32 protein-coding genes are annotated in these 22,491 nt (G+C 71.2%); 3 read left to right on the top strand and 29 right to left on the bottom strand.

All coding sequences use genetic code 11. The features are described from left to right. Positions 1–22 precede the first annotated feature (22 nt). The gene (locus O4J56_RS06965) at positions 23–1,174 is read left to right on the top strand and encodes an acyl-CoA dehydrogenase family protein (protein WP_270684468.1); all 1,152 of its coding nucleotides are present in this window, start codon (positions 23–25) and stop codon (positions 1,172–1,174) included. 112 nt (positions 1,175–1,286) lie between these two features. Here the strand turns inward: O4J56_RS06965 and O4J56_RS06960 are convergent, their stop codons facing one another. The 27 genes from O4J56_RS06960 to O4J56_RS06830 all read right to left on the bottom strand — a co-directional run bounded on the left by O4J56_RS06960 (position 1,287) and on the right by O4J56_RS06830 (position 19,708). Further along, positions 1,287–2,534 (bottom strand): tyrosine-type recombinase/integrase, encoded by a 1,248-nt coding sequence (locus O4J56_RS06960; protein WP_270684467.1) that lies wholly within the window; start codon positions 2,532–2,534, stop codon positions 1,287–1,289. Continuing rightward, positions 2,534–2,746: a helix-turn-helix transcriptional regulator gene (locus O4J56_RS06955; protein ID WP_270684466.1), complete on the bottom strand. Its 213-nt coding sequence runs from the start codon at positions 2,744–2,746 to the stop codon at positions 2,534–2,536. The genes O4J56_RS06960 and O4J56_RS06955 overlap by 1 nt, the downstream gene beginning before the upstream one ends. After that, entirely contained in the window at positions 2,743–2,928 is a 186-nt protein-coding gene (locus tag O4J56_RS06950) for a hypothetical protein (RefSeq protein ID WP_270684465.1), read from the bottom strand. Before O4J56_RS06950 ends, O4J56_RS06955 begins: the two co-directional genes overlap by 4 nt. Before the next feature lie 100 nt (positions 2,929–3,028). Continuing rightward, a complete protein-coding gene (locus O4J56_RS06945; protein ID WP_270684463.1) occupies positions 3,029–5,008 on the bottom strand; it encodes a YfjI family protein in 1,980 nt (659 codons plus the stop codon). Between the two features lie 195 nt (positions 5,009–5,203). Then, complete coding sequence (locus O4J56_RS06940; RefSeq protein ID WP_270684462.1) at positions 5,204–5,914, bottom strand: exonuclease domain-containing protein; 711 nt, start codon at positions 5,912–5,914, stop codon at positions 5,204–5,206. Between the two features lie 29 nt (positions 5,915–5,943). Next, positions 5,944–6,663 carry a PP2C family protein-serine/threonine phosphatase gene (locus O4J56_RS06935; protein WP_270684461.1) on the bottom strand — a complete coding sequence of 240 codons (720 nt, stop codon included), beginning with the start codon at positions 6,661–6,663 and terminating at the stop codon, positions 5,944–5,946. Positions 6,664–6,745: 82 nt separating this feature from the next. After that, positions 6,746–7,408, bottom strand: coding sequence for a hypothetical protein (locus O4J56_RS06930; protein ID WP_270684460.1), 663 nt, complete (start codon positions 7,406–7,408; stop codon positions 6,746–6,748). Positions 7,409–7,448: 40 nt separating this feature from the next. After that, the gene (locus O4J56_RS06925) at positions 7,449–8,168 is read right to left on the bottom strand and encodes an NUDIX hydrolase (protein ID WP_270684459.1); all 720 of its coding nucleotides are present in this window, start codon (positions 8,166–8,168) and stop codon (positions 7,449–7,451) included. Positions 8,169–8,255: 87 nt separating this feature from the next. Next, positions 8,256–8,798 (bottom strand): hypothetical protein, encoded by a 543-nt coding sequence (locus tag O4J56_RS06920; RefSeq protein WP_270684458.1) that lies wholly within the window; start codon positions 8,796–8,798, stop codon positions 8,256–8,258. An 88-nt stretch (positions 8,799–8,886) separates the two neighbouring features. Then, positions 8,887–9,102, bottom strand: a complete 216-nt coding sequence (locus O4J56_RS06915) for a hypothetical protein (protein WP_270684457.1) — start codon at positions 9,100–9,102, stop codon at positions 8,887–8,889. A gap of 10 nt (positions 9,103–9,112) precedes the next feature. Next, a complete protein-coding gene (locus O4J56_RS06910; protein WP_270684455.1) occupies positions 9,113–9,316 on the bottom strand; it encodes a hypothetical protein in 204 nt (67 codons plus the stop codon). 235 nt (positions 9,317–9,551) lie between these two features. Next, positions 9,552–11,726, bottom strand: a complete 2,175-nt coding sequence (locus O4J56_RS06905; RefSeq protein ID WP_270684454.1) for a hypothetical protein — start codon at positions 11,724–11,726, stop codon at positions 9,552–9,554. Between the two features lie 78 nt (positions 11,727–11,804). Further along, positions 11,805–12,473 carry a hypothetical protein gene (locus O4J56_RS06900; protein ID WP_270684453.1) on the bottom strand — a complete coding sequence of 223 codons (669 nt, stop codon included), beginning with the start codon at positions 12,471–12,473 and terminating at the stop codon, positions 11,805–11,807. Between the two features lie 1,165 nt (positions 12,474–13,638). Beyond that, complete coding sequence (locus tag O4J56_RS06895; protein ID WP_270684452.1) at positions 13,639–13,827, bottom strand: hypothetical protein; 189 nt, start codon at positions 13,825–13,827, stop codon at positions 13,639–13,641. A 74-nt stretch (positions 13,828–13,901) separates the two neighbouring features. Further along, on the bottom strand, positions 13,902–14,096 hold the full coding sequence (locus tag O4J56_RS06890; RefSeq protein ID WP_270684450.1) for a hypothetical protein: 195 nt from the start codon (positions 14,094–14,096) through the stop codon (positions 13,902–13,904). Then, positions 14,093–14,455: an RRQRL motif-containing zinc-binding protein gene (locus tag O4J56_RS06885; RefSeq protein WP_270684449.1), complete on the bottom strand. Its 363-nt coding sequence runs from the start codon at positions 14,453–14,455 to the stop codon at positions 14,093–14,095. The genes O4J56_RS06890 and O4J56_RS06885 overlap by 4 nt, the downstream gene beginning before the upstream one ends. Next, on the bottom strand, positions 14,452–14,787 hold the full coding sequence (locus tag O4J56_RS06880; protein ID WP_270684448.1) for a hypothetical protein: 336 nt from the start codon (positions 14,785–14,787) through the stop codon (positions 14,452–14,454). Before O4J56_RS06880 ends, O4J56_RS06885 begins: the two co-directional genes overlap by 4 nt. Before the next feature lie 316 nt (positions 14,788–15,103). Next, positions 15,104–16,504 carry a hypothetical protein gene (locus O4J56_RS06875; protein WP_270684446.1) on the bottom strand — a complete coding sequence of 467 codons (1,401 nt, stop codon included), beginning with the start codon at positions 16,502–16,504 and terminating at the stop codon, positions 15,104–15,106. 81 nt (positions 16,505–16,585) lie between these two features. Further along, positions 16,586–16,906: a hypothetical protein gene (locus tag O4J56_RS06870; RefSeq protein WP_270684444.1), complete on the bottom strand. Its 321-nt coding sequence runs from the start codon at positions 16,904–16,906 to the stop codon at positions 16,586–16,588. A 77-nt stretch (positions 16,907–16,983) separates the two neighbouring features. Further along, positions 16,984–17,529 carry a hypothetical protein gene (locus O4J56_RS06865; RefSeq protein ID WP_270684442.1) on the bottom strand — a complete coding sequence of 182 codons (546 nt, stop codon included), beginning with the start codon at positions 17,527–17,529 and terminating at the stop codon, positions 16,984–16,986. After that, the gene (locus tag O4J56_RS06860) at positions 17,530–17,880 is read right to left on the bottom strand and encodes a hypothetical protein (RefSeq protein ID WP_270684440.1); all 351 of its coding nucleotides are present in this window, start codon (positions 17,878–17,880) and stop codon (positions 17,530–17,532) included. 1 nt (position 17,881) lies between these two features. Next, positions 17,882–18,031, bottom strand: coding sequence for a hypothetical protein (locus O4J56_RS06855; protein WP_270684438.1), 150 nt, complete (start codon positions 18,029–18,031; stop codon positions 17,882–17,884). After that, positions 18,031–18,258: a hypothetical protein gene (locus O4J56_RS06850; protein WP_270684437.1), complete on the bottom strand. Its 228-nt coding sequence runs from the start codon at positions 18,256–18,258 to the stop codon at positions 18,031–18,033. The genes O4J56_RS06855 and O4J56_RS06850 overlap by 1 nt, the downstream gene beginning before the upstream one ends. 83 nt (positions 18,259–18,341) lie before the next feature. Continuing rightward, positions 18,342–18,467: a hypothetical protein gene (locus O4J56_RS06845; protein WP_270684436.1), complete on the bottom strand. Its 126-nt coding sequence runs from the start codon at positions 18,465–18,467 to the stop codon at positions 18,342–18,344. Positions 18,468–18,634: 167 nt separating this feature from the next. Beyond that, entirely contained in the window at positions 18,635–18,787 is a 153-nt protein-coding gene (locus tag O4J56_RS06840; protein WP_270684434.1) for a hypothetical protein, read from the bottom strand. A gap of 68 nt (positions 18,788–18,855) precedes the next feature. Beyond that, positions 18,856–19,173: a hypothetical protein gene (locus O4J56_RS06835; RefSeq protein ID WP_270684432.1), complete on the bottom strand. Its 318-nt coding sequence runs from the start codon at positions 19,171–19,173 to the stop codon at positions 18,856–18,858. Positions 19,174–19,219: 46 nt separating this feature from the next. Beyond that, positions 19,220–19,708 carry a hypothetical protein gene (locus O4J56_RS06830; protein ID WP_270684430.1) on the bottom strand — a complete coding sequence of 163 codons (489 nt, stop codon included), beginning with the start codon at positions 19,706–19,708 and terminating at the stop codon, positions 19,220–19,222. 136 nt (positions 19,709–19,844) lie between these two features. Between O4J56_RS06830 and O4J56_RS06825 the strand changes: the two genes are divergently transcribed. Together O4J56_RS06825 and O4J56_RS06820 are read left to right on the top strand one after the other, a co-directional pair. Beyond that, complete coding sequence (locus O4J56_RS06825; RefSeq protein ID WP_270684429.1) at positions 19,845–20,186, top strand: GntR family transcriptional regulator; 342 nt, start codon at positions 19,845–19,847, stop codon at positions 20,184–20,186. A 310-nt stretch (positions 20,187–20,496) separates the two neighbouring features. Next, positions 20,497–21,624, top strand: coding sequence for a helix-turn-helix domain-containing protein (locus O4J56_RS06820; protein WP_270684428.1), 1,128 nt, complete (start codon positions 20,497–20,499; stop codon positions 21,622–21,624). Here O4J56_RS06820 and O4J56_RS06815 read toward each other — a convergent pair. Together O4J56_RS06815 and O4J56_RS06810 are read right to left on the bottom strand one after the other, a co-directional pair. Continuing rightward, positions 21,608–22,192, bottom strand: coding sequence for an NUDIX hydrolase (locus O4J56_RS06815; protein ID WP_270684426.1), 585 nt, complete (start codon positions 22,190–22,192; stop codon positions 21,608–21,610). The genes O4J56_RS06820 and O4J56_RS06815 overlap by 17 nt on opposite strands. After that, positions 22,189–22,416 (bottom strand): winged helix-turn-helix domain-containing protein, encoded by a 228-nt coding sequence (locus tag O4J56_RS06810; protein WP_270684425.1) that lies wholly within the window; start codon positions 22,414–22,416, stop codon positions 22,189–22,191. The genes O4J56_RS06815 and O4J56_RS06810 overlap by 4 nt, the downstream gene beginning before the upstream one ends. Between the last annotated feature and the right edge of the window lie 75 nt (positions 22,417–22,491).

Below are 22,491 nucleotides of genomic sequence, written 5' to 3'. Positions count from 1 at the left end.
GCGCGCGCCGCCAGGAGGGCCGATGAGCTTCGATCTGTTCACCACCACCGAGGAGCACGAGGAGCTGCGCGCCGCCGTGCGCGCGGTGGCCGAGGACAAGATCGCCCCGCACGCGGCGGCGGTCGACGAGAAGAGCGCGTTCCCGCAGGAGGCCTACGACGCGCTGCGGGCGACCGACTTCCACGCCCCGCACATCGGCGAGGACTACGAGGGCGTCGGCGCCGACGCGCTGGCCACCTGCATCGTGATCGAGGAGGTGGCGCGGGCCTGCGGCTCGTCCTCGCTGATCCCGGCGGTGAACAAGCTCGGCACGATGCCGCTGGTCCTGGGCGCCTCGGAGGAGGTCAAGCAGCGCTACCTGCCGCCGGTGGCGCGCGGCGAGGCGATGTTCTCCTACGGCCTGTCCGAGCGCGAGGCGGGGTCGGACACCGCGAGCATGCGCACCCAGGCGGTCCGCGACGGCGACGGCTGGGTGGTCAACGGCCAGAAGTCGTGGATCACCAACGCCGGGGTGAGCTCGTACTACACGGTCATGGCGGTGACCGACCCGGACGGCAAGCGCGGCGGCAACGTGACCGCGTTCGTGCTGCACGCCGACGACCCCGGGTTCACCCTGGGCGAGCCGGAGCGCAAGCTCGGCATCAAGGGCTCGCCCACGCGCGAGCTGTTCTTCGACGACGTGCGCATCGGGGACGACCGCCGGGTGGGCGGGGTCGGCGAGGGCCTGAAGATCGCGCTGCGCACCCTGGACCACACCCGGGTGACCATCGGCGCCCAGGCGGTGGGCATCGCCCAGGGGGCGCTGGACGCGGCCGTGGAGTACGTCAAGGAGCGCAAGCAGTTCGGCAAGGCGGTGGCCGACTTCCAGGGCGTGCAGTTCATGCTGGCCGACATGGCGATGAAGCTGGAGACGGCCCGCCAGATGGTCTACACGGCGGCGGCCAAGTCCGAGCGGGGCGACGCCGACCTGTCCTTCTTCGGGGCGGCGGCCAAGTGCTACGCCTCCGACGCGGCCATGGAGATCACCACCGACGCCGTCCAGCTCCTGGGAGGCGCCGGCTACGTGAAGGACTTCCCGGTCGAGCGCATGATGCGCGATGCGAAGATCACTCAAATCTACGAGGGCACCAACCAGATCCAGCGCATGGTGATGGCCCGCCAGCTCCTCAAGTAGGCACTGAGACACGAAAAAGCCCTGGTCGCACCGGGAACCCCGGGTGGGGCTCCTAGGGCGACCAGGGCTTGCTTGGCGCTCGCTCTGATGAGTGCCACGAGGCGTGTTCCGTCTATGTTCCGTCAGGAACGAGCCCCGACCCTTCGAAGCGGTTGTCGATCGCGCTGCGGGAGCGCTCGTCCGCGCTCGGGAGCATGTGGCCGTAGATGGAGAGAGTCACCTTCGGATCGTGCCCAAGGTACGACGCCAACGCGACGACGGAGACCATCGCGTCGAGCTGAACCGAGGCATACCAGTGACGCAGCTGATGCATGCCCTCCCTCCTGGTCGTCTCGTACCGCTTCCGTCCACGGCTGTCGGCCGCGGGCGGCGGAATGATGCCCGCAGCAGTGATGGCCGGCTTCCAGACGGTCTCGCTGTAGTTACGCGCGCGAACATGCTGGTCGTCTGTGGGCCACCGGAAGAGCAGCCGCACCGTGTGCGACTCACCGTCGGTCTTCTCCCACGGCAGCGTGTAGTCACGCGGCGGGGACTCCTCAATGTGCTGCCTGAGGACTATCGCGACATTGGCCGGCATCGGCACCGTCCGGGTCTTGTCGTTCTTGGGCAGCGCGAAGACGTAGTTCTCCCCCAGCTTCTTGATCTGGCGATTCACCCGGATGACCGATTCCCGGAAGTCCAGATCCTCGAGGGCGAGGCCGAAGATCTCTGCCTGCCGCATGCCGCAGCCCGCGGCGATCACCGGCAGCGGCAGGAGCGGCGCCGGGTGGGCGCCGATGATGTCCGAGATCTGAGCATCGCTCCACACCTTGACGTCACGGCCTTGCCACTTCGGCTGCCGGACGATCTTCGACTTGACCGGGTTCTTCTTGATCGCCTCATCGGCTTCCGCGAGCTCCAAGACCCCGCGGATCACCAGCAGCGCCGTAGCAGCCAGTGAGGCACTGAAGGCTTCCTCGAGCTCTTTGAGGCATGCCTGAATCTCGGAGGGCCGGATCGCCTTGACCTTCCGCTTGTCGAAGCGTGGCCCCACGTGCAACCGGTAGACGCTCTCGTATCGGATCTCGCTCGCCGGGTCCACGGTGACCGTGTTGAACCAGCTCTTCGCGAAGTCCCCGAAGAGCTTGTCTCCGGCCTTCGGGTCGATGTACTCGCCCCGCGCCACGTCCGTCTCCATGGCGTTGGCGTGCTTGCTGGCCGGGTCCTTCGTCTTGAAGGCCTTGCTCTTCTCGCTCCCGTACTGGTCGTGCCATACAGCCAGCCATCGCTTCCCCTTGCCGAAGCGGGCGGTCTTCACCTGAGTTGGTTCGCCGTCCGGCCCCTTGACCGTCTTCCACCACAGGTCCTTGACGTGTGCCATCAGCCCTGTGCCTCCACCCAGCTGCGAACCTCTTCGGGGAAGTAGCGGACGTGCTTGCCCACCCTGTGGGAACGCGGGCCATAGCCCTTGTGCCGCCACTGGTAGAGCGTCTTCTTCGGAAGCCCGAGGAAGGCGGACACCTGCTCGATGGTCCAAAGCGCCTCGAAGTCGCCTGCCTTGGAGAGCTGCTTGTGCCGGGTAGCCGTGCTCATTCGGGGCTGACCTCCAGGTACACGCGGACGGTGGCCGGGTCGCGGCGATTTGGGTAGGGCTTGGAAGGCTCGTCCGCTGGGAGAAGCGAACGGCTCAGGCCGACGACCCTGTCGACGTCCTCCTGGGCGCCCGACGGGCGGATCTTGACCAGCCGCAGACGGCGTGGCGCAGAGTGCTCCATAGTGGGAGGTGCCTCCTCCATCTCGGGGGTGGTTCGGTGGCCTCGGGCTGGGCTTTGGCGAGTTGGGCCCGGGGCCGCTTCATTGCGGTGTTCATGCTGTTCAGGCAGAGCTCTCCTCCTTCTGTCGGAGCTTTGGATGGACCAGGTAGGTCTTGCTGGGGCGGCCGCGCTTCTTCTCGGCAGGTGGCGGGGCCAGTCGAAGCCATCCCAGGTCGATGAGCATGCCGACCGGCGCATCCAGGTCGGAGGACTTGGGGATGTCGCGGCAGCGCACGCCGTTGTAGAGGTCGCGGTGAGTGACCTGGCGGCGCGGGTGCGCTTCGAGCCAGTCCAGGACCTTGCGGGCCGCGTTGTGCACGGGATCGGCGCCCATCAGTCCGAAGACCGCCAAGGCGTGCTCGGTGTAGTACTCGCCGAGCTTCTCGGCCGCGGTGAGGGTCTCCAGAGTGATCGGGGCTCCCCACCCGTCGGCGAGGTGCTCGGCAACATGGAGCAGGGCGGCGATCCGGACGACGGCTCCGACGAGCTTGCCGCCCCAGTCGCGCATCTGCCCCATGCGCCCGTCGCTGCGGAGCTGCGGCTCGACGACCTCGTCCATGAGCACCATCAGCCGCTCGCGTGCCTGATCGGTGAAGGTCAACGTCATCGGTTCGGGCAGGTTGCGCAGGCTGAAGAGCATCGCCTTCAGCTGGTGCCGGTACTCCTCTTCGACTTCGGCCGGGATAGGGGCCGCGTTCTTGGAGGAGCGGTGGCCAATGTTGTCGGGCGGTAGCGAGTAGAGGATCCGTGCGAACACCCCGCGGCCGCGGCCGCCTGGCGTGGAGAAGATCTCGTTGAGTGCCTCGGGCTGCAGCGCGATACCGATCGTGAGCGCGGGAGCGTCGATGTAGTCGGGCTCGCGTCCCTGCCTGTCGACACGGATCTGCTCTCCGGCATGGGCGTTGAGGAAGGTGTCCAGGTTCGGCATGCCGGAGTAGCGGCCGGCCAGGTTGCCGAAGAACCCGCCCTCGGGCGCCAGCAGTGCAAGACGACCGTCCTGCTCGGCCAAGCGGTGCGCGAGGTTCTCCGGTGTGATGTCGGAGGCGATCAGCTTGGGGACCGCGGGCACCTCGAGTTCGGCTGCACGGTCGGCCGCATCGCGGGCTTCGGCCATGGACTGTGGGCTGCCTCCTTCCTTCTCGGCCTTCTGCGCGGCGTCCTCGGCCTGGGCTTGCGCCACGCGCCGCTGCAGTAGCGCGTCGCGGATCTCGGGCTCGGCCTGTTCCACGAGCTTCTGCTCGGCATGGAACAGCGGGCTGTTGATGTGGGCGAACACCGCCGACTTCCGGGATGCCGGTGGCAGGGCGGTCACGGTGTACACGCAGGCCGGTTCGGTCCATGTGCCGGTGTCCACGTGGATCCGGCCCGAGGCGGCCGTGGACAGCGCCGCAAGGGACAGGCACCCGGCCAGGTCCGGCGGCGTCTGAGTCAGGTCCGAGACCGCCGCCGCGTACAGCCCCACCCAGGACGGAAGCGCCTCGACGGGGAACTCGGGAAGCTGGCCGGAGACCGCGTCCAGCGGAGTCGGCTCACTCCAGGCTCCTCCGGCCTCGCGCGCTTGGCGCAGTGCCTCATCGGCTTGGGCCGCCACCTCGCCCGCATCGCCTTCGGCGGCGTAGCCGAGCTGGGCGATGTGGGTGCCGGCCTCCACGAGGCGCCGGTAGACGGCGGCCTCAGCGACGATGCGCGCGTAGTAGCCCGCATTGGCCGCAGCCGGGATGGCCTCGGTAAGGGTGTGCAGGTAGGCCGCACCGCCGACCTGCTTGGCCTGCCCGCGCTTGGCCAGCTCCTTGTTGACCGCGATCGCGTCCGTCGGGGCACCGTCGCCATGAAGTTTGACCACGGCGTCGAAGACCACCTGGTGAGCTGGCCGATAGAAGTCGCCGGAGCCGGTGATCTCGACGACTTCGGCGATCGCGTCCTTGGAGAGCATCATCCCGCCGAGCGTGTTCTGCTCGGCGCGGATGTCGTGCGGGGGTTCCTGGGCGGCCCCGCTCTGGGGATGCTGCTCTTCAGGCTCGGGGACGAGCGCGAGAGACACGGGTTGGTCCTTCCTATCCGCGGGGCGGGCCGCGGGTGTGGTGGTCACCGCCAGGCGGATCGGCGGGTGGGCATTCGAGCGGCCGCCCCGGTTGTCGGGGCGGCCGTCTCGGGTGCCGTTGGGTGCCATCGCAAGAAGAAAGCCCTTCCGAGGGGAAGGGCGTGACAACGGGCCTGGCAGTGATTTGTCGGCGGGTCAGGTGCTGGTGGCCGGGATGATCGGCCACGCGCGTTCGACGACCTCGCGCGGGTTCTTGCGCCGCAGGTATTCCTCCAGCGAGGCGGCCTGCTGGGCCCTCCAGGTCCGCTGGGCATCGTGGAGCTCTTCGATGCCCATGGCCGCCAGGCGGGACTGGGTGGAGCCGAGCCGCCAGGCCAGCCGCGCGGCGGCCAAAGCGTCGGCCTCGCACCCGTGCGCGGCATCCTGTGCGAGCGGGATGTTGTAGTGGGCGCACACGTCCACCAGCCGCCGCGATCCGCGGCGGTAGCGGTCGACCTCCTTGTCCAGGACATGGGGGTCGACCACTCGGAGCTTGCCGCCGAAGTCCACCCCGATCCGGTACCGCGCCAGCTCCCTGTCGAGCAACGTGCAGTCGTAGGCCGCGTTGAACGCGACCAGAGGCACCCCGTCGGCGACCGCCGCGCCGATCTGCTGGGCGACCTCGTCGACGACCTCGCGGGCCGGGCGGCCGTGCTGGCGGGCGAACTCGGTGGTGATGCCGTGGACGTCGGTGGCGCCCTGGGGGATCTCGATCCCCGGATCGGCCAGCCACGTCTGCGGCTCGGCCGTGCCGGCCGCAGGATCGATGCGGATCAGGGCACAGGAGACGATGCGGTCGGTGTCGAAGTCCACGCCCGTGCTCTCGATATCGAAGGCGAGCATGGGATTCAGGTGCCAGTCGGACACGCGGGTTCCTCTTCGTTTCGGGGGGCGGTTCAGGCCGTCTGCGCGGCGTCGGCGCAGAGCTGGCATTTTCCCGCAGCCGGAGCCAGGACCACGGCCGTGGCGTCATCGCGGTAGCCGTCCTCGTCGGGCCGCGCCGCGTCGACGAGCGCCTGGGCCAGGTCCTGCGGGGAGTCCTGGAGGGCGGCCGCCATCTCCTCCAGCTCCTCGTGGGCGACGTAGTCGTGGACGCCGTCGCTCGTGAGCACCACCAGCTCACCGACGGGGACCTCCACGTCGTAGACCGTGGCCACGGCCGCCTCCGACAGCGGGGTTTGCACCCAGTTGTCGTGGTCAGCCGCTAGCTCCCATGGCGCCCCATTGCGCCTGAGCTGCTCGCCCACGGTGTGGTCGGAGGTGAAGCGGCGCAGCCGCTGGCGCTGGTGGTCAAAGCCGTGGCCACGGCAGTCCCCGGACCACCAGACCCATGTCGGCGAGCCGGGAGAGGCCAGGGCCGCCACGCCGACCGCGTCACCCGCCTGGTCCACCTGCAGCAGTTGGGTTCCGGACAGCAGCCCGGCCAGGCCGCCGCGGTGGGCGGTCACGCGGGCCACGGTCTCGGCCAGCAGGCGGGCGGTGGTGGCGGTGGCCTCGTCGTTACCGATGCCGTCGATCAGCGCAGCAGCGGTCGCACTATCGCGGGTGTGAATGGAGGCGGCGTCGCAGTTGAAGGCGCGCGAGCCGCGGCGGGTCGCGAGTGCGGTGGTGATCACTGAACCTCCTGGTTGTAGTCGTGGTCCGGGGCGGACCAGCGCTGGTCCGCCCCGGACCACCAGGGCACGTCGGAGTTGTGGGCTAGAACGGTGGGTCGGAGGGCTCGTGCAAGGTCGCGGTGACCGTTGCGGCCTCGGGGGCGGGAACCTCGGCGGGCATCAGCAGGGCGTGGAACCAGGTGCCGAGGGTCACCACCACGGGCCTCTTCGGGGCGTCGGGGGCGAACCAGGCCAGGGTGTGCTCCGGCGCCATCTGCGTGGCGGGCTGCAGGCGTGCCAGGAACTCCGGCCTGATCGCCAGCGCGGGGCACCCCTGGCCGGTGGGCATGCACTCGGTCAGCGCCTTGCGCCAGAGCGGCGGCTTGACCGAACCGGTCGCTCCCGCCGAGACCGAGAGGAGGCCCTGGTCGGTGAGCAGGGCCAGCTCCGGGTCCTCGTGGAACTGGGTGGCGGACGTGAAGTCGACGTCGGAGCCGGGGTGGGCCATCAGGGTGCGGCGCAGCTGGGAGACCTCGTCCGGGTCCAGGGAGACGGGGGCGAAGCGGACCCTGTCGATGCGGTCGCGGGCCACGCCCAGGGTGTAGCGGTCCGTCGCGTACGCGGTCACCCGGTGGCCGTCGGCCTCGATGTGAACCGCGTCCAAGCGGAGGTCGGCCGGACCGGTGAAGGGCGCGACGGCGGTGATCAGCCTCATCAGTCGCTCGCCGGTGATGGTCGCGGTGGTGGCGGTGATCGTTGTGGTCATGGGCTGGCCCTTTCTGCTCGTTGGAACGGAGAGCGGCCGGTCAGAGGCGCATGCCGATGACGGTCTCGCCGGGGCCCACCTCGTCGATCTTCTGGTGGACGTTCACCGTCCGGCCGTCGCGGGCGCGGTGGACGGTCTCGGTGCTACCGCGGGCCGTGCTGGTCGTGGTGGTGGAGCCGTCGTGGTGGGTGACCGTCCCCGCTCGGGCCGCGGCAGCGATGTCCTCCAGGTCGGCGGGGTCGGTACGGAGCCAGCCCAGTCCGTTCAACAGGACCACCCACACGGGCTCGAGCCCGGGGTCGGCCTGCCATTCCTCCTCGGGCACGAGGCCGACGGCGTAGTTCGCGGTGCGCTCGGCGAGCTGCATCACCTGGTCGCGGTCATACCAGTCGGCGCCCTTGGTCTCGCGCTCGTCCGGCGTGAGGACTCCCGTGGTGGCCGCGGTGTACACGGTCCAGGCGTGGCCTGGCTCGGCGGCACCGGCGGGGAGGCGCCGCCTGCACCAGGTCGGCACCCACAGGTCGCGGATGCCGGTGTCGTGCAGGGCGGTGACCTCGAGGCCGACCTCCTCGCGCACCTCAGCGCGCGCGACGTCCTCCGGGGTGCGCAGTGTGCCGTGGTCGGCGCCCTGGTCGAGGTCCCAGTGGCCGGCCACGGGGGCCCTTCCGACCGGGGCGGTGCCGCGCTCGATCATGAGCAGGCGGCCGCGGGTGTCGCCGATGAGCACGCCTACGGTGCGCTGGTCGCAGACCTTCACCATGACGGTTCTCCTTCGCAGGTCGGGGGCGGACCGCTCTGGTCCCCCCGCCCCACCGACCGGGCGGCGGGGCAGAGGCACCGGGCGGGCTCAGACCGCCGAGGCGGCCTGGTTCCGGAACTGCTCGGCGCGGCGCGCCCGCCAGGAGGCGATGTCGCAGACCGCCAGCACGGCGGCCGCGGCGATCGCCAGGGCGAGGGCGAGCGGGACGGGGGAGGCCGCGACCAGCGCGGCGGGCACGATCCAGACCTTGTGCCAGGCCTGATCGACCCGTTCCGCCCCTCCGCCGTCGAAGAAACCGATCTTCGAGGACCGCCGCTCGTCCGCCAGGACCAGGCCGCGCAGCGTGGCGCGGCGGTCGGCCCAGTAGTGGGACACGGCGTTGACGCCCAGGCCCAGGGCCACGGCGACGGGATCCATCGCGGTGCCGGTCACCACGGCCACCAGGGCGAGCATCACGAGCTGGGCCAGGGTGAGCGAGGCGACGTGCCCCGCGCAGGCCTTCCGGCCCTCATGGGTGCAGGCGCCCTTGCCCCTGGCCTGCTCGTCGGTCTGGAGTCCGTAGTCCCCCAGGTAGTGCCCGGGGACCAGCGCGGCGGCGGTGAGGAGGAAGACGATGGGGTCGGCGTGCATCACGGGCGTGATCCCTTCGAGCGCAGGTTCGACTGGGGCCAGGGGCCGCCCGGCGCGGACAGGTATGGCGGCCCCCGTTCGCGAGCGGTCAGGTCAGACGGACGACGAGAGCACCCACGGCGACCAGGGACGAGAGCGCGAGCAGGGCCCCGAGCGCCTGGAGGCCGGCCTCGCGCAGCGCCCGGCGCAGGGGGACCGGCTTGCGGCGGGGCACGGTGGTGGCGGCCAGGAAGGCGGCGGTAAGTTCAGCGGCGACCTCGTGGGGCTCGGCCGGGCGTACGCGGTAGCGGCGGCGGTGCGGCATGGGTCCTCTTTCAGTCGAGTAGGGCGATCAGGGCCATGGCGGCGGCGATCCCGGCCAGCCCGCCCACCAATGGGGCGGGTCCGGAGTAGGCGTCGGTCTCGGGGTCTGTGGCTCGGTAGTCGGCCGCGGCGGCCGCTAGCAGGAACGCCAGGGCCACCCCGCCCGAGCCGAGAAGGCGCATGGTCTCGGGGGCGATGACAGGTCCTTCGGTCACGGTGTGTGGTCAGCGAGCGGGGGGTGTTCCGGCGGAACAGGAGCGCCACGCATAGTGCGGTCAGCCCGCCCCCACGGGGCTCCCGCTGGGGGTCCGGTGGAACGAGGGGAGCGCGTTCCGCCGGAACGCGGCAGGTCAGAAGGTGGAACACAGGTTGTTCCGCCCCGGAACGCGTTCCGCCCCCGGAACAGTGCTCGTTCCGGGGGCGGAACGGGGTCTCGTTCCGGCCGTTTGGTTACAGTGCGTCGCGGAGTTCGGGCGGGACGTCCAGCTCTCCGCGGCGGATCTTGGCGACGGCCTCCTCCAGCTGGTCCCGGAAGTAGCCGCGCGCCTTGGTGCCGTTCCACCGGAAGGAGTTGTCGCCGGGCTCGACATGGATGAGCCGCAGCAGCCGCCGCACCTCCTCGGCCTCCAGGCCGACTTCGTCGGCCACGGCGCTGTAGTGGACACGGTCGCCCTCCCCGCACAACCGCAGCGCCGTCTTCAGTAGCGCGGGCACCTCCTCGTGGTCCTCGGCGGGCAGCGGGTCGGGGTCGGCGTCGAAGGAGGCGGCGATGATGGCGTCGAACTCGTCCTTCTCCGGCTCACCGCGTCGGGCGCGGTTGCGCTGCTCGAGTTCTTCGCGCTTGGCGCGGGCCTGCTCGGCCGCGCCCTTGAGGTCCAGGGAGTCCAAGTCGACGCGTTCGCGCTCCATGACCACGGTTGTCCCGCCGTCCTCGGCCGACTGGACGGGAGCGGGGGCCGATCGAATGGCCGGGACCTCGGAGACCCCGAGCCAGCCCTTGTCCTTGGCGCGCTGCCACCGCTGCTCGTAGACCTGCCGGTTGACGTTCACGGTGATCTCGTCCAGCAGGGGGCGCCGGTCGTCGGTGGCCAGTGCCGCCTGATAGGAGTCGTCCGGCTTGACCAGCAGGCCCTTCATGATCCGGGGCAGCTGGGCCGGGTCGGGCTGCAGCAGCCCGTACCCGGCGGCGGGCATCTCGTCGGCCTTGGGCAGGCCCTTGGAGTAGCCGTAGAGCCGCTGCAACTCCCCGTCCTCGTTCACCTTCATGGCGATGCGCACGGCGGCCTGGGCGATCAGCTCCTTGGGCAGCTGGTCCCCGCCCGCCGACACCGCCCGCAGCGCGCAGGTCAGTTGGCGGATGGAGACCCCGCGGGAACGGTTGGACAGCTCGACGAGCCGCGACTTGACCTCGCGGGGCAGGTCGGCGGCCTCGTCGGTGATGACCTGGATGTGCGGCACGGACGGGCTGGCGGGGACCTTGTCGTCGTTGGCCTGGGCCATCAGGTCCGCGTAGCCCGACGAGCGGGCGGGGATCGCGTCGATGAGGAAGTCGAGCATCAGCTTGGCCTCGGCCGGGTCGGTGGCCACCCAGTCGATGGCCGGCCGGGAGGCCCTGCCCTCCAGCCACGGGCGGAGGAAGGGCTTGAAGGCTTTTCCTCCGTTGAAGTCGATCCCGACGACCAGGACGTCGCGGCACCGCAGGAGCTGGCGCATGATCAGCGACAGGTGGGCGGACTTGCCCGACCCGGTGGCGCCGATCAACACCGAGGCTTGCCACTTGAAGTTCACACCGCCGTAGGAGCCGTCGCGGTGCATGCACGTGGGCAGGTCGTCGTAGATCGACAGAGGGCTGTAGTCGTCCCCGGCGGGGATGTCCTCGGCCAGAGCGTCGACGGTGGAGGCCAGTAGCAGGACCCGGCGGCGGGACCCGTGGGAGGCGACCTCGATGCCGCACCCGTCGGGAAGGTCGGCATCGGCGGCCAGCGCCTCGGCCTTCTGCGCGATGGTGCGCCAGCTCGACGACCCGGCCGGGAGCTCGACCACGATGCTCATGCCGGTCTTGCGTGTGCCACCGGGGTTGTGGGGGTCGGGAACCTCCCATTCGACCAGGTCGGTCACCTGCACCCCGGGCTTGTTGATGTTGCAGATGCGGTTGATGCGGGCCTCCCACTCACCGGCGATCCCGGCCCGCCGCTTGATCTCGCCCTCCTTGCTCGCGCGGTCCTCGGCGGCGATCTCGAAGGAGCGGGTGACCGGCTGCATCACTCCGGCCGCCACGGTCCCCAGCCCCAGCGCCGACAGGGTCGACACGTCCCAGGGGCCGCCGTTGGCCAGTGCGTAGGCGCTCCATCCGGCGAACCCGGCCCACCGCGCTCCCCGGAACAGCCGGGAGACCAGGGGGCGCTCCCCGGCGCGGGCCACCGAGGCGGCGGCGCCCACGGCCCCGGCCACGGCCGGGACCCACCAGTCCATGCCCACCTCGGGCAGCGAGCCGACCGCCGCGGTCGCCATGGCCGCCGAGGCGGCGTTGGCCGCGCCGAGCAGCGGCCCCTGCTCGTGCGACCAGTTGACCCGGCCCTTTTTCACTGACTTCTTCTTGCCGCTCTTCTGGGGCTGCTCTGCCACGCTCTCCTCCTGGTCGTGCCGACACCCGGCATGAAGGAGCGGGGCGGGGTCGGACCCCGCCCCGCTGAAACCGGGGTGCTAGTCCTGCTGGGTCACGTCCCACTTCTCCTCGTTGGGGCGCGGGTTCTCCAGCCGCTCGAGCTCGGTCTCGTGGGCGGCCCGGAACAGGCCGGGCATCTCCGAGGCCACCCCGGACGCACCGCGGCTGGCCTGCGAGATCACGCTGAAGAAGTTCAATACGGAGGCGTCGACGGGCTCCTCGTCCTCAGCCCGATTGGCCATGTTGTCCAGGCCCTGGGCAAGCTGCTCGAAAAGCTCCGGAAGCTCCTTGAGCCCCCGCTCGTAGTCGAGCATCCCCATGCCCCCGAAGTCGGACAGAGCGCTCTTGAGCTCCTCGGCCGCGTCTCTGACGCGCTGGACGGGTGCTGCCACGGATTCCTCCTCGGTGGGTGTTCCTACGGTGATGGCCATCAGCCCTCGGCCGATGGCGGCGATGGGCCCGTCCTGTGGGGACGGGGCGTTGGTGCCGATGACGCGCCCGGTGAGCACGCGCGGCTCGGAGCGGCGGGGCCGGGCCCCGAACCCGGCGACCGCGGCGGCGGCCAGGGCCAGCTGCGCGCCGCGGACGTTGCCGTAGCGCGCGTCGTCGCTCACCCGACCTGTCCAGCGTTCCCAGAGCCGGGCCAGCCAGGACTTGGCCCGGTAGCCCCAGGCGCGGGCCTGCATCGCCCACACGCGCTTGCGCATGTAGTTGGCGATGCGCTGGCGGCGTGGGCGGGTCAGGTTCCAGGCGCGACGCGCGCCTCGGCGGGCCGCCGCGACGGGACGCGAGCGCCAGGTGCGCCCGGCGGTGCGGCCGAGCGCCCGGCCCACCCGTCCGCCGGAGAAGCCGCGCGGGCGGAACTTGGTGAAGCGGCCCTTGCCGGAGGTGAACCGGCCCGAGCCCGTCCCTGGCCCCAGCAGGCGTCCGGGCCCCTTGCCCGCGGCGCCCGGTCCGCGAGAGCCGCCGGAACCGCGGAGCCCAAGGCCTCCTCGTTGCCCGCCGAAGGCCCCGCCGCGTCCGGATGCTCCGCCACGGCTGCCTGCCCTCCCGAACAAGCCTTTCCCGGACCTGGCGCCGGGGCCGCCTGCTGTGCGGCCGCGCCCGGCCCGCGAACCCGTGCCGGACAACAGCCCGCCACGTCCGCCGGCCGATCCGGTACCGCCGCCCGCTCGGGAACCCGAGCCGCCCCGGCCAAGCCCGCCGAGCAGTCCCGCGCGGGCCCCCGGCCTTCGGTGGGCGCCCGGCGAACGCCCACCAGCACCACCTCCGGTCCGGGCGCCATGGCCGCCGGGACCAGAGCCCGCCCCCGCGGCGCGGGAACCGGACAGCCCGCCCCGGCCTCCCGCGCGGCCGAGCGTCCCGGCCGCTTTCGAGCCGCCCCGGCCACTCCGGGCCCCCAGAAGCCCACCGGCGCCGCGGCCTGCACCGCGCCCGCCGAGCGAGCCTGACCCGCCACGGGCACGGTGCAGGACTCCCTTGCCCGCGGCCGCCTGGCCGCCCTGCTGGGCTGCGGCGGCCTTCGCAGCACGCCGCCGCCGAGCCAGGTACGCGGCGGTCCCGGCCCCGGCGGCTCCCACGGCGACCGCCAGACCCGCCGGACCGCCCACCGCCCAGGCGCCCGCCCCGATGGTGGCGGCGTTGGACGCTCCGATCTCCAGAAGCGGCGGGAGCGGGGGAGGATCGGCGAACTCGGTAGCGGCCGGAGTCGCGGCGGCCCCAGGAACGGCAGGCGGAGCGGGCGTGGTGTCGGTTCCCGGAGGCCCAGGCGGCGCCTCGGGCACGATCTCGGTGTCCATGTGCACCTCCGTGTGAAGAGGCCCGGACGCCAGGACGGGGCGCCGGGCCGGATCCGGAGTAGTCGCAGAGGGGTCAGAGCAGGCCCTCGAGAGCCGGGGTGAGCGCGCTGGCGAACCGGCCGAGGGCGTCGGCGCCCTCGGTCACGACGCCGACAGCGGCGACGAGCACGCCCGCCACGGACTCCGGGGCGCGGAACAGCCACAGCAGCAGGACCGCGGCGATGACGATGGGGATGAGCCGGGCGAAGAATCCACGGATCATGACGTCGTCTCCTTCTGGACGAAGCGATGGCCGGGTCGTTGAAGCCCGGCGGGGTGAGCGCGAAGGCGCGCAGTTCAGAAGAGGGGCTGGGGCTCGGGGCAGGAACGCGAGCGCTTGTGGCGGCGCAGGTCCTCGTCGGCCCCGTAGTAGCCCACGCGCCACTCGCCGGTGGCGCCGCAGGCGCAGACCAGGCGGGCGAAGTAGGACTCCTCGCCGCGTTCGGTGAAGCCGCCGGCGCGTTCAATGCCCGGGGTGCAGCGCGTGGTCATGCCGCCCACCCCTCGGCGGTGAGCACGCGGGCGGTCTCGTCGGCGTCGCACGGCGGGCACAACCCGCCGGTGCTGGTGGGCAGGCAGTACTCGAACACCCACCTGCAGACTTTGCAGGTGTGGCGGGCCAGAAGCGCGCGGGCCAGCGCCCGCTCGCGGGCGGGGGTCATCGGCCGCACCGCTGCGGCGCGGGTCCGGTCGTAGAGCCAGGCGCGGCGGTAGCCGCCGCGGGCACGTCGCGAGCGCCAGAGAAGTTCGGCGACGGGGTCCTGACCGCCGGGGCGCAGGCCCTCGGCGCGCAGTTGGGCCCGGGTGGCCAGCTCCGGCGGGGCGAAGCCCCACCGGTAGGCCGGGATCACCGCCGCCGGCGGGGCTGGACTTCGACCAGCGCCCGCACAGGGTCCGGCACGTCCTCCGGCAGGCCGGGCTCGTCGTGGCCCGCCCCGCAGTTGGCGAGCACGAGCGCCATCGAGGCGGGGGTCGCCCAGTTGGGGTCGTGCCAGGTGGCGCCGCACCCGCAGGAGATCAGCGAACGGTCCTCCTCGCCCTGGACCCAGTGCAGCCGGAGGTTCCGGAAGCTCGTGCACTCGGGGCAGGTGGCGAACTCGTCACGCTTGGGCCAGGAGGTGATCCAGGTGTCGGCCTGGCGGGTGTACAGGCGGCGGACGGGGGCCTCGGTGATGGTCGTCATGCGGTTCCTTCCAGCTCTGGGGGTGGTGGACGGGGCCGCCCCGGCCCGTGGCGGGTCGGGGCGGCGGTGTTGGTGGCCGGTCGGTGGTGGTCAGGGCGGATCCATAGGCCTCCTGCGAGGTGCGCGGGCGGGTGGGGAACAGCGGGTCGGGCGGGTTCGCGGGCAGCCCCATCCGGGGTTGCCGCGCGTCGCCTGCTCGACGCCGCTCCGGGCGGCGGGGACACCGCCCCGACCACAGGGGCCGGGGCGGTGTGCTCGCCCTCGGAGCACGGCCGGGGCGCCCGCTGACCGGCAGGCACCCCGGATAGGGGTGTTGTCAGTTGTCGTAGACCTGGTGGCCGTCCTGGTGGAGGCGGTCGCGGTGCTCGCGCACCGTCGAGCGGGCCTTGCCCAGGTCGGCGGCGATCTGGTTGGTCGACACCCCGGGGCCGTGGGTCTGGATGTAGTCCAGGACGGCCTGGCGGGTGGAGGCGCCCTGCGCGGCGCGGGCCTGCAGGTGCGGCGGACGAGTCTGCTGGTCAGCGCCAGTTCCGCCAGTCCCGCCACCCTCGGCAGGCTCATCCGCCGTGTTGTCGGGGTGTTCGTGCAGGTCAGCGGGCACAGGGCCGGTTCCGCCACCCGGGGCGGCGACCGGGGTCGCGGCAGGCTGTTCGCCCTGATCGGGGCCAGTTCCGCCAGTGGCGCCACCCCACGCGGCCGGGGACTCGGGCACCCGGGCGATGGCGGCCATCACCTTGTCCAGCAGCGCCTCGTCGTCGGCGATGAGGCCCGCCAGCTGCTCGCGGTCGCCCTCGGCGAGGCTGCCCAGCAGGGCGGTGCCCACCAGCTCGGCGTCCGAAGGAGCGGGGCTGGTGTTCTCCAGCGCCTCGGCTGGCAGCGTCGGGGGCTCGACGAGCCGGTCCAGGGCGGCGGTGTCGGTGGCCACCCGAAGCAGGTCGGCGGCGTCCTGCTCGCCGATCTGGTCGGCGCGCTCGGTGCGGGCCTCGGAGGTCATGACCGTGATGGCGTGGGCGGCCAGCGCGGTGCCGGCCGCCCCGACCGCGCACAGCGCGGAGATCACGCTGGCCATGGAGAAACCGAAGGCCAGACCGAGCAGGTTCAGCACGATGCTCATCAGCAACGGACCGACGATCAGACTTCCGACCAGCAGCTTGCGGCCCCGAGTGCGGGTGGCGATCGCATACCCGGAGGCGCTGTAGCGGGCCACAAGGCCGATGGTGGTGATGGTGGCCGTGGAAATGACCGATCCGCCCAGCTCGACGATGAAGCCGGTGGCCGCGGCGCCCCCGGCCACGGTGGCCACCATCGCGATGCCGTAGCCCGAGCCACCGGACAGCAGCAAGCTCATAGCCAGCATCGCCACCGGCCCCCACAGCCCCACGCGGGACAGGACGGTGACCGCCCTGGGGGCGGCTTCGGCCGAGCGCGCGCGAAGGGCGTAGGCCAGGTCGGTGCCGGCCGAGGCGGCCCGGTCGGCCAGAGCGGTGTAGGCGGTGTTGCTCAGGCGGGCGCGGGTGTTCACGCGGGTGCGGGCGGCGCGGGTGGCGCTGCGGCGGGCCGCGGCCACCACGGCCGGGTCGCGCTCGGCCTGGGTGAGCAGGGCGCGCTGCTCGCCGGTGAGGGCCTGGGCGTCGGCGGCGGCCGCGGCCAGGCGCCGCACCCGGCGCGACGGCTTGGGCGTTGCCGCCTCCTGGCGGTGGGTGGGACCATCGTTCATGGTTGGCGCCTTTCAGGTGTCACGAGGCGCCCCGCCGGTCACAGCGGCGGGGCGCCCTTCTGCGTGAGAGGCCAGGAGAGTTCAGGCCAGGGTGATCTCATCCAGGGAGCGGCGGGCGGCCTCCAGCCGGTTGATCTCGGCGTCCAGGAGGCAGGCACGGTCGGCCACGCCGCTGACGAGGATGTGGCCCGTGCGGATCAGCGTCGCGGTGTAGCCGCACCCGTTCAGGACATCCACGGCCACGTGGGTGTAGTCGCAGTGGATGCGCAGATAGACACCGGTGGGCACCAGAACCGCCGAGATGATCCGCTGGGGGTGGTCCACCGCGGCGGCGGCCGTGCGCTCGATGTTGTGCAGGTCGTCCTGAGTGGTGGGCAGGGCGCGCGGTGGGACAGAGGTCATCGCTGTTCTCCTTGGGAGTGCGAACGCCCTGCTCGCGGGCAGGGCATCAGGTCAGGGCGGTGTGTGCGGGCGCTGATTCAGAAGGAAGCGTCATAGGGGTGCCGGCGGCGGGCGGCCTCCTCGTGCTCGCGGAGCAGCTTGTCGGCGTCGGCCGAGGTAAGACCGTGGCGCCGCGTGAGGAACGCCTTGGCGTCGCACCGGAAATGGAGGGGCTGGATGGAGCAGTCGGCGGTCAGAACGCCGTAGGCGAAGCCGTTGGGCTTGTCGGTGTCCGGGTCGCAGAACACCTGGGGGTCGGTGAAGCACCTGGGGTCCAGGGCCATCAGGGCCTGGGACCGCTGGGCCGCGGCCGCGGCGGCCTGTGGGGAGTCAGCGATGAAAGCCTCTTCGAGGGCCGCTGCCGCGGCGCGGGCCTGGCGCTCGTGCTGCAGCGAAAAGTCCCGCTCCTGGCTGTTGAGCCATTCGATCTCCTTGCGGGCGGCGTCCAGGTTGTGGTCGGTGTGCCGCAGCTCGCAGCGCAGGCTGGTCGCCGTGTTCTCGGCGGCCGTGCGGGCCGTGCGCTCGTGGGCCAGCTCTTCCTCCAGGGCCTGGATCCGCTGCTTGAGCGACGCGGTGCGCAGCATTCAGCTCGCCTCCTGCAGGGTCTTCTCGAGGTCGCGGGTGCGGGCGGCGGCATCGACTGCGATTCCGGTGCCCTGCCAGTCGTCCAGATGCACGGAAGCGATGGTGTGGGGGCCGGACGGGTGCCGCACGGTGGTGCCCAGGGCTTCAGCGAGGTGCTCCAGCCAGGCGGCCCTATCCTCGTCGGTGGTGCCGTCGCGGTGCAGGGTCAGGTTGATCTGGGGGTGACCGCCGATTTCCACCCAGGCCTGGACGGCGAAGGAAGGGTGCGAGGTCCAGTGCTCGTCGAGCTGGCCGGTGATGACCGAGGCGATCACCAACAGCTCGGGCGTGGACAGGTTGCGCGTGGGCATGTCAGTGCTCCTGGTCGTCGGCTCGGTGTCGCTGGTCGATGGCTTCACGTAGGGCGCTGATCAGGTCGCTGTCGAGGAAGGCCAAGCTCAGCCCGCCCAAGGCGACAACGAGGATGGTCAGCTGCGCGGCGGTGGAGGCAAGGGTGTCCATCAGGCGGCTCGCTTGTAACCGCGGTCGCCCTGAGCATCAGGGCCGCCCTCCTCGCCTTTGCTGCTGCGCTGCGGGGCGATGCTCGGGCGCAGGAGTTTCCAGATGTCGAAGACGACGGCGCACATGTCGCCGAGCATCGCCAGCATCGCCACGAGTGCGTAGAGAGCGAAGACAGCGGCCAACCATGCGGGAACGGTGACCGTGATCGGGTCGGTCAGGGCGTGCATGGACGTGGTCCTCTCTGCGGATTCTTCGGGGGGAAGAAGAAGCACGAGCACGCTGGGCGGCATCGCGTGTGCTGCTGGACTGATCACCGCTCGTTGTCGGTGTCGGTCTCGGGCCGCCTGACGTGCTGGACTAGCACGTGCGGCCCGACCAGGTACCGGACGACGCCCGCCGCCGCGAGCAGTCCGAGAATCACGAACACAGCGGTCATGGGGGCCTCCTTCAGGCGGCAGTAGGGGTCCGGACGCGGCCGCTAGACGAGGTGGCATCGACCAGCGGGCGGGCACCCCGGGCGTGGGACACGGTGGCGGCGAAGCTGCAGGGGGCGGTCTTGGGCATGGTGAACTCCCGTCGAGACGGTGGACTGGTGGACGCCTGTCAGGGCGCGGTGTCGTCGAGCGCGATGGGCTCGGCGGGATCGACGGCCAGGTAGTCGACCCAATAGGCGCGGTGGCTCCAGAACACGAGGCACAGCTGGAGGCGTCCGCGGACGGCCTGGTCCCGGTCGGGGTGCGGGCGTGTGCCGATCACCTGGGCCGGGTGGCCGCCGATGAGAACGCTCTGGCCGAGCTCCAGGGCGGATGCGGGCAGGTGGCGGGTCAGGCGGCCTCCGTCCGGAAGCTGGGAAGGTCGGCCGGGTCCGTCTCCCAGAACTCGTCGCCTCCGGCGGCGATGGCCTCGGAGCGGTCGGCCTGGCGCCACGCGGCCGGGTCCAAGCGGTGGACGGCGGCCTCCAGCTCGGCCTCCTCGGGGTTGGGGCGGATTGCGTCCCACCCGCAGGGGCACGACGCGCGGCAGGCGATGCGGCCGTGGACCGCTTCCGCGGCCACCCGGGTGCGGTGGTCGGGGCTGGCGATCAGGGCGGCGGCCGCCAGGGCGCGCGTCCGGTCGGTGGCGGTGGCGATCGGGCTGTTCACGGCACACTTCTCCTGTCGTATCGGCGGTACTGGGTGTTCGTGCTGGTCAGGCAGCCAGTTCGGTGACCAGCTGCAGGCGGGCCCACTCGGAGCCGTGGGCCAGGAGGAAGGCGACAATGCCGGGGCGGGAAGCGGTGCCCCAGCCGCGGACGATGGCCTCGGCCTCGTCCATGTCGGTGTCGAGCAGCTCGGCGACGTCGGAGGCGTAGGCGGCGACCATGCTCTGGGTCTCCAGCTCCTCGACGTCCTCGGCCAGCTCGTCGAACTCCTCCTGGGAGGGCTCGCGCGGCTCGGTGCGCTCCGGCTCGGCGGGCTCGGGGGCCGTGGCGGCCGGGCGGTGGGTGCGCGGGTCGTGGCCGGGCTCCCCGCTGGCCGGAAGCACGTCCTCCAGGCGGACCCCGGCGGCGTCGGCCAGCTCGGCGAGCTTGGCGCGGTCCTGCTCGTTGGTGATCGGGCCGTAGACGAGGCGGACGAGCTCCTCGCGAGCGATCTCGGCGAGAACGGCCTTGCGCTTGTGGTTCGCGGTGGCGGTCATCGCGTCCTCCTCGGGTTCTACGGCGCCCGGCCGTGTCCAACTGATGCTCAACATACGCAGTCATGTTGAGCATGTCAAGCATGAAGGGGTTGGTTGCTTGGGTGACTTAATGAAGGTGAGCCAGTAGCCTTAGGTCATGGCTACACGCGCGGCGAGCAGTACTCCCTATATTCGAATCGCTGATGACCTGCGGAAACGAATCGCCTCGGGTGAGTATCCGGTGGGAGGCCCACTGCCCTCGGGGAAAGTCCTCGCCGAGGAGTACAAGGCGGCGCGCAATACGGTCGCCTCTGCGATCCGGGTCCTTCGGGAGGAAGGGCTCGTTGCCTCCGAGCAGGGACGAGGCAGCTATGTGCTGGCGCGTCCCGAAGAAGACCGCGACGAACAAGGCCTCGAGGGGGTCGTGAAGAGGCTCGGGGAGCTCCAGGGGCAGGTCGAACAGCTCTCAAAGCGGGTCGCTGAGCTGGAAGCGCGATAGCCGTAGAGGAGCGGTGGGCCCTCTTCTCCGGGGAGATCTGGAACGCGCCCTCGTGGCGGACACCCTCGACGCGATCGCCCCGGGGGAGAACGGCCTGCTGCTTCCCGGCGCTGCTGTTCGGCATGGTCACCTCCTCGTGTGCACTGGTGCCTGGTGCTGCTCGGAACTGCTCGGTGAGACGGTCCTAGGATGTGCTGCGAAACAGTCGGACCGAAAGCCAACAGGGGTTAACCGGCGACAGTTAACCCGCTTTCACCTGCAATAACGTCCAAGCGGTGGTCGGGGCGCGAGCGACGGAGGGCTGTGTGGAGTGAGCGAGCGGATTCGGAACGCGCGCAAAGCCCGAGGGTGGTCCCAGGAACGCCTGATCAAGGAGATCCAACAGCGCGCCGCGTCGAAGGCGCTGGCTGTGGCCTCGAAGAGCAGCCTCAAGGTCTACGTCTCCGAGTGGGAGAACGGACGTCGCTCAGTCTCCTCCCCGTACAAGGAGATCCTTCGCGCCGTTCTCGGGATGACCGACGATGAGCTGTTCCCCGAGTCGGCGCCGAGGAGGGCCGCGGTCGACGGCTACGACGAACTGGTCGAACGCCTCGAAAGCGCTCAGACCGTCGGGAAGACGGTGGTGGAGACGCTCAACAGCCAGACCGAGCTGCTGAGGACCGTCGACCGGCAGATGGGTGCCGCCCAGCTGGTCGACCAAATGGGAGCGCACATCAAGACGCTCAATGAGGCGCTGACCTTCGCCGTGCTTCCTCAGGATCGCCGCCCGATCGCTGAAGCCCTGGCCGGGGCCTCTTCGCTTGCTGCCTGGCAGGCGCTCGACGTCGGGGCCATCGAACGGGCGTGGCGGCACTATGAGCTCGCCAAGACCTCCGCCCGCGAGGCCGAACAGCCGAAGTTCCTCGTGCACGCAATGGGGGAGCAGGCCTACGTCCTCGCGGACTCGGGGAAGCCGGAAGTCGCCCTCCAGCTCGTACAGGAGGCGGTGCGCCAGGCCGAGGGCAGGGTGTCACCGCGGCTCATGGCGTGGTTGCTCGCGGCGGAAGCCGAGTTCCAAGCGCTGAACGGTGACGTCGCCGCATGTCACGAACGACTCGCGCAGGCGGACGGCGTGATGCCAACGGACGACCTGCTGCGCGACCCCGATATGCCGAGCATCTTCCTGACCTCGGACCACCTGACGCGCTGGCGGGGGAACTCGCTCGCGCTGCTCGGGGACGACCAGGCGGTCACGGACCTCTACGGCGTTTTGGAGAGCATGGACCCGACCTTCACGCGAGCGGAGGCGGGCGTGAGGAGCAACCTCGCTCACGCCCACCTCGTGCGGAAGGAGTATGCGGAGGCCATGACGCAGCTGCAGAAGGCCCGGCTGCTGGCCAACCGCACGGGATCGGTCCGCCACCGCAGGCGGATCGACCAGCTCAACGGCCTTCTGTGACCGCCTCGCCAGGGATTCCCATGGCCATGATCTGGAGGAGACCGACGAGGGTGCCGGAGCCGAGCACCTGGTCCCGTTCGATCAGGCCGGGGACGTCGTCGAGCGGGATCCACGCGACGGTCCCGGCCTCCTCGCCGTCGGTGGGAGCGTCGGAGACGCGTTCGGCTCCGCGCCCGACCAGGACGTCGTGAGGGGAGTCGACCATGCCGACCATCGGCTGAAAGGTCGTGAGGTGCTTGAGGCCCGCGGTCGGCCGCCAGCCGGTCTCCTCCTCGACCTCGCGGGCGGCGGCGCCGGCCGGGTCCTCGCCGGGATCGATGATGCCGCCGGGAAGCTCCCAGCCCCACTTGTCCGGGACGAAGCGGTACCGCCGGAGCATGAGGACGCGGTCCTGGTCGTCGACCACCGCCGCGATCGCCACATGGTGCAGACGCACGACGTGGTGCTCGAAGCGCGGGGTGCCCGGCGGCTCGATGTCCATCAGCGTGAGCTGGACCCACTTGTTGTCGTAGATGACCCGCTCGCCGTGGATCTTCCACTGGGGAAGGTCCTTGTCGGGTTCGGTCACTCGGTCTCACCGCTCTCGGAGTTCACGAAGTATCCGCGGCCGTGCTCGCTGCGGATGACTCCTTCAGTCGTCAGGCGCATCAGGACCAGGCGGATGGTCGTGCGCCCCGCTTCGAGGTCCTGGGCCAGGGCCCGCTCGGACGGGAGCCGGCCTCCCGGCCCCAGGTCGCCCGAGGTGATCAGGTTCCGGATCGAACGCTCGACTCGGTCGGTCTTCTCGCCCATCCACCGCCCTCTGGCTCACGCTTCAAGTGGTGCGCACCAGTCTAGGTTCGGAGACGTTGTCGAGAAGGGCCCCGG

Source organism: Nocardiopsis endophytica (genome assembly GCF_027706725.1).
GTDB classification, from domain to species: Bacteria; Actinomycetota; Actinomycetes; order Streptosporangiales; family Streptosporangiaceae; genus Nocardiopsis_A; species Nocardiopsis_A endophytica.
This window is presented reverse-complemented; position numbering and strand designations above follow the sequence as displayed.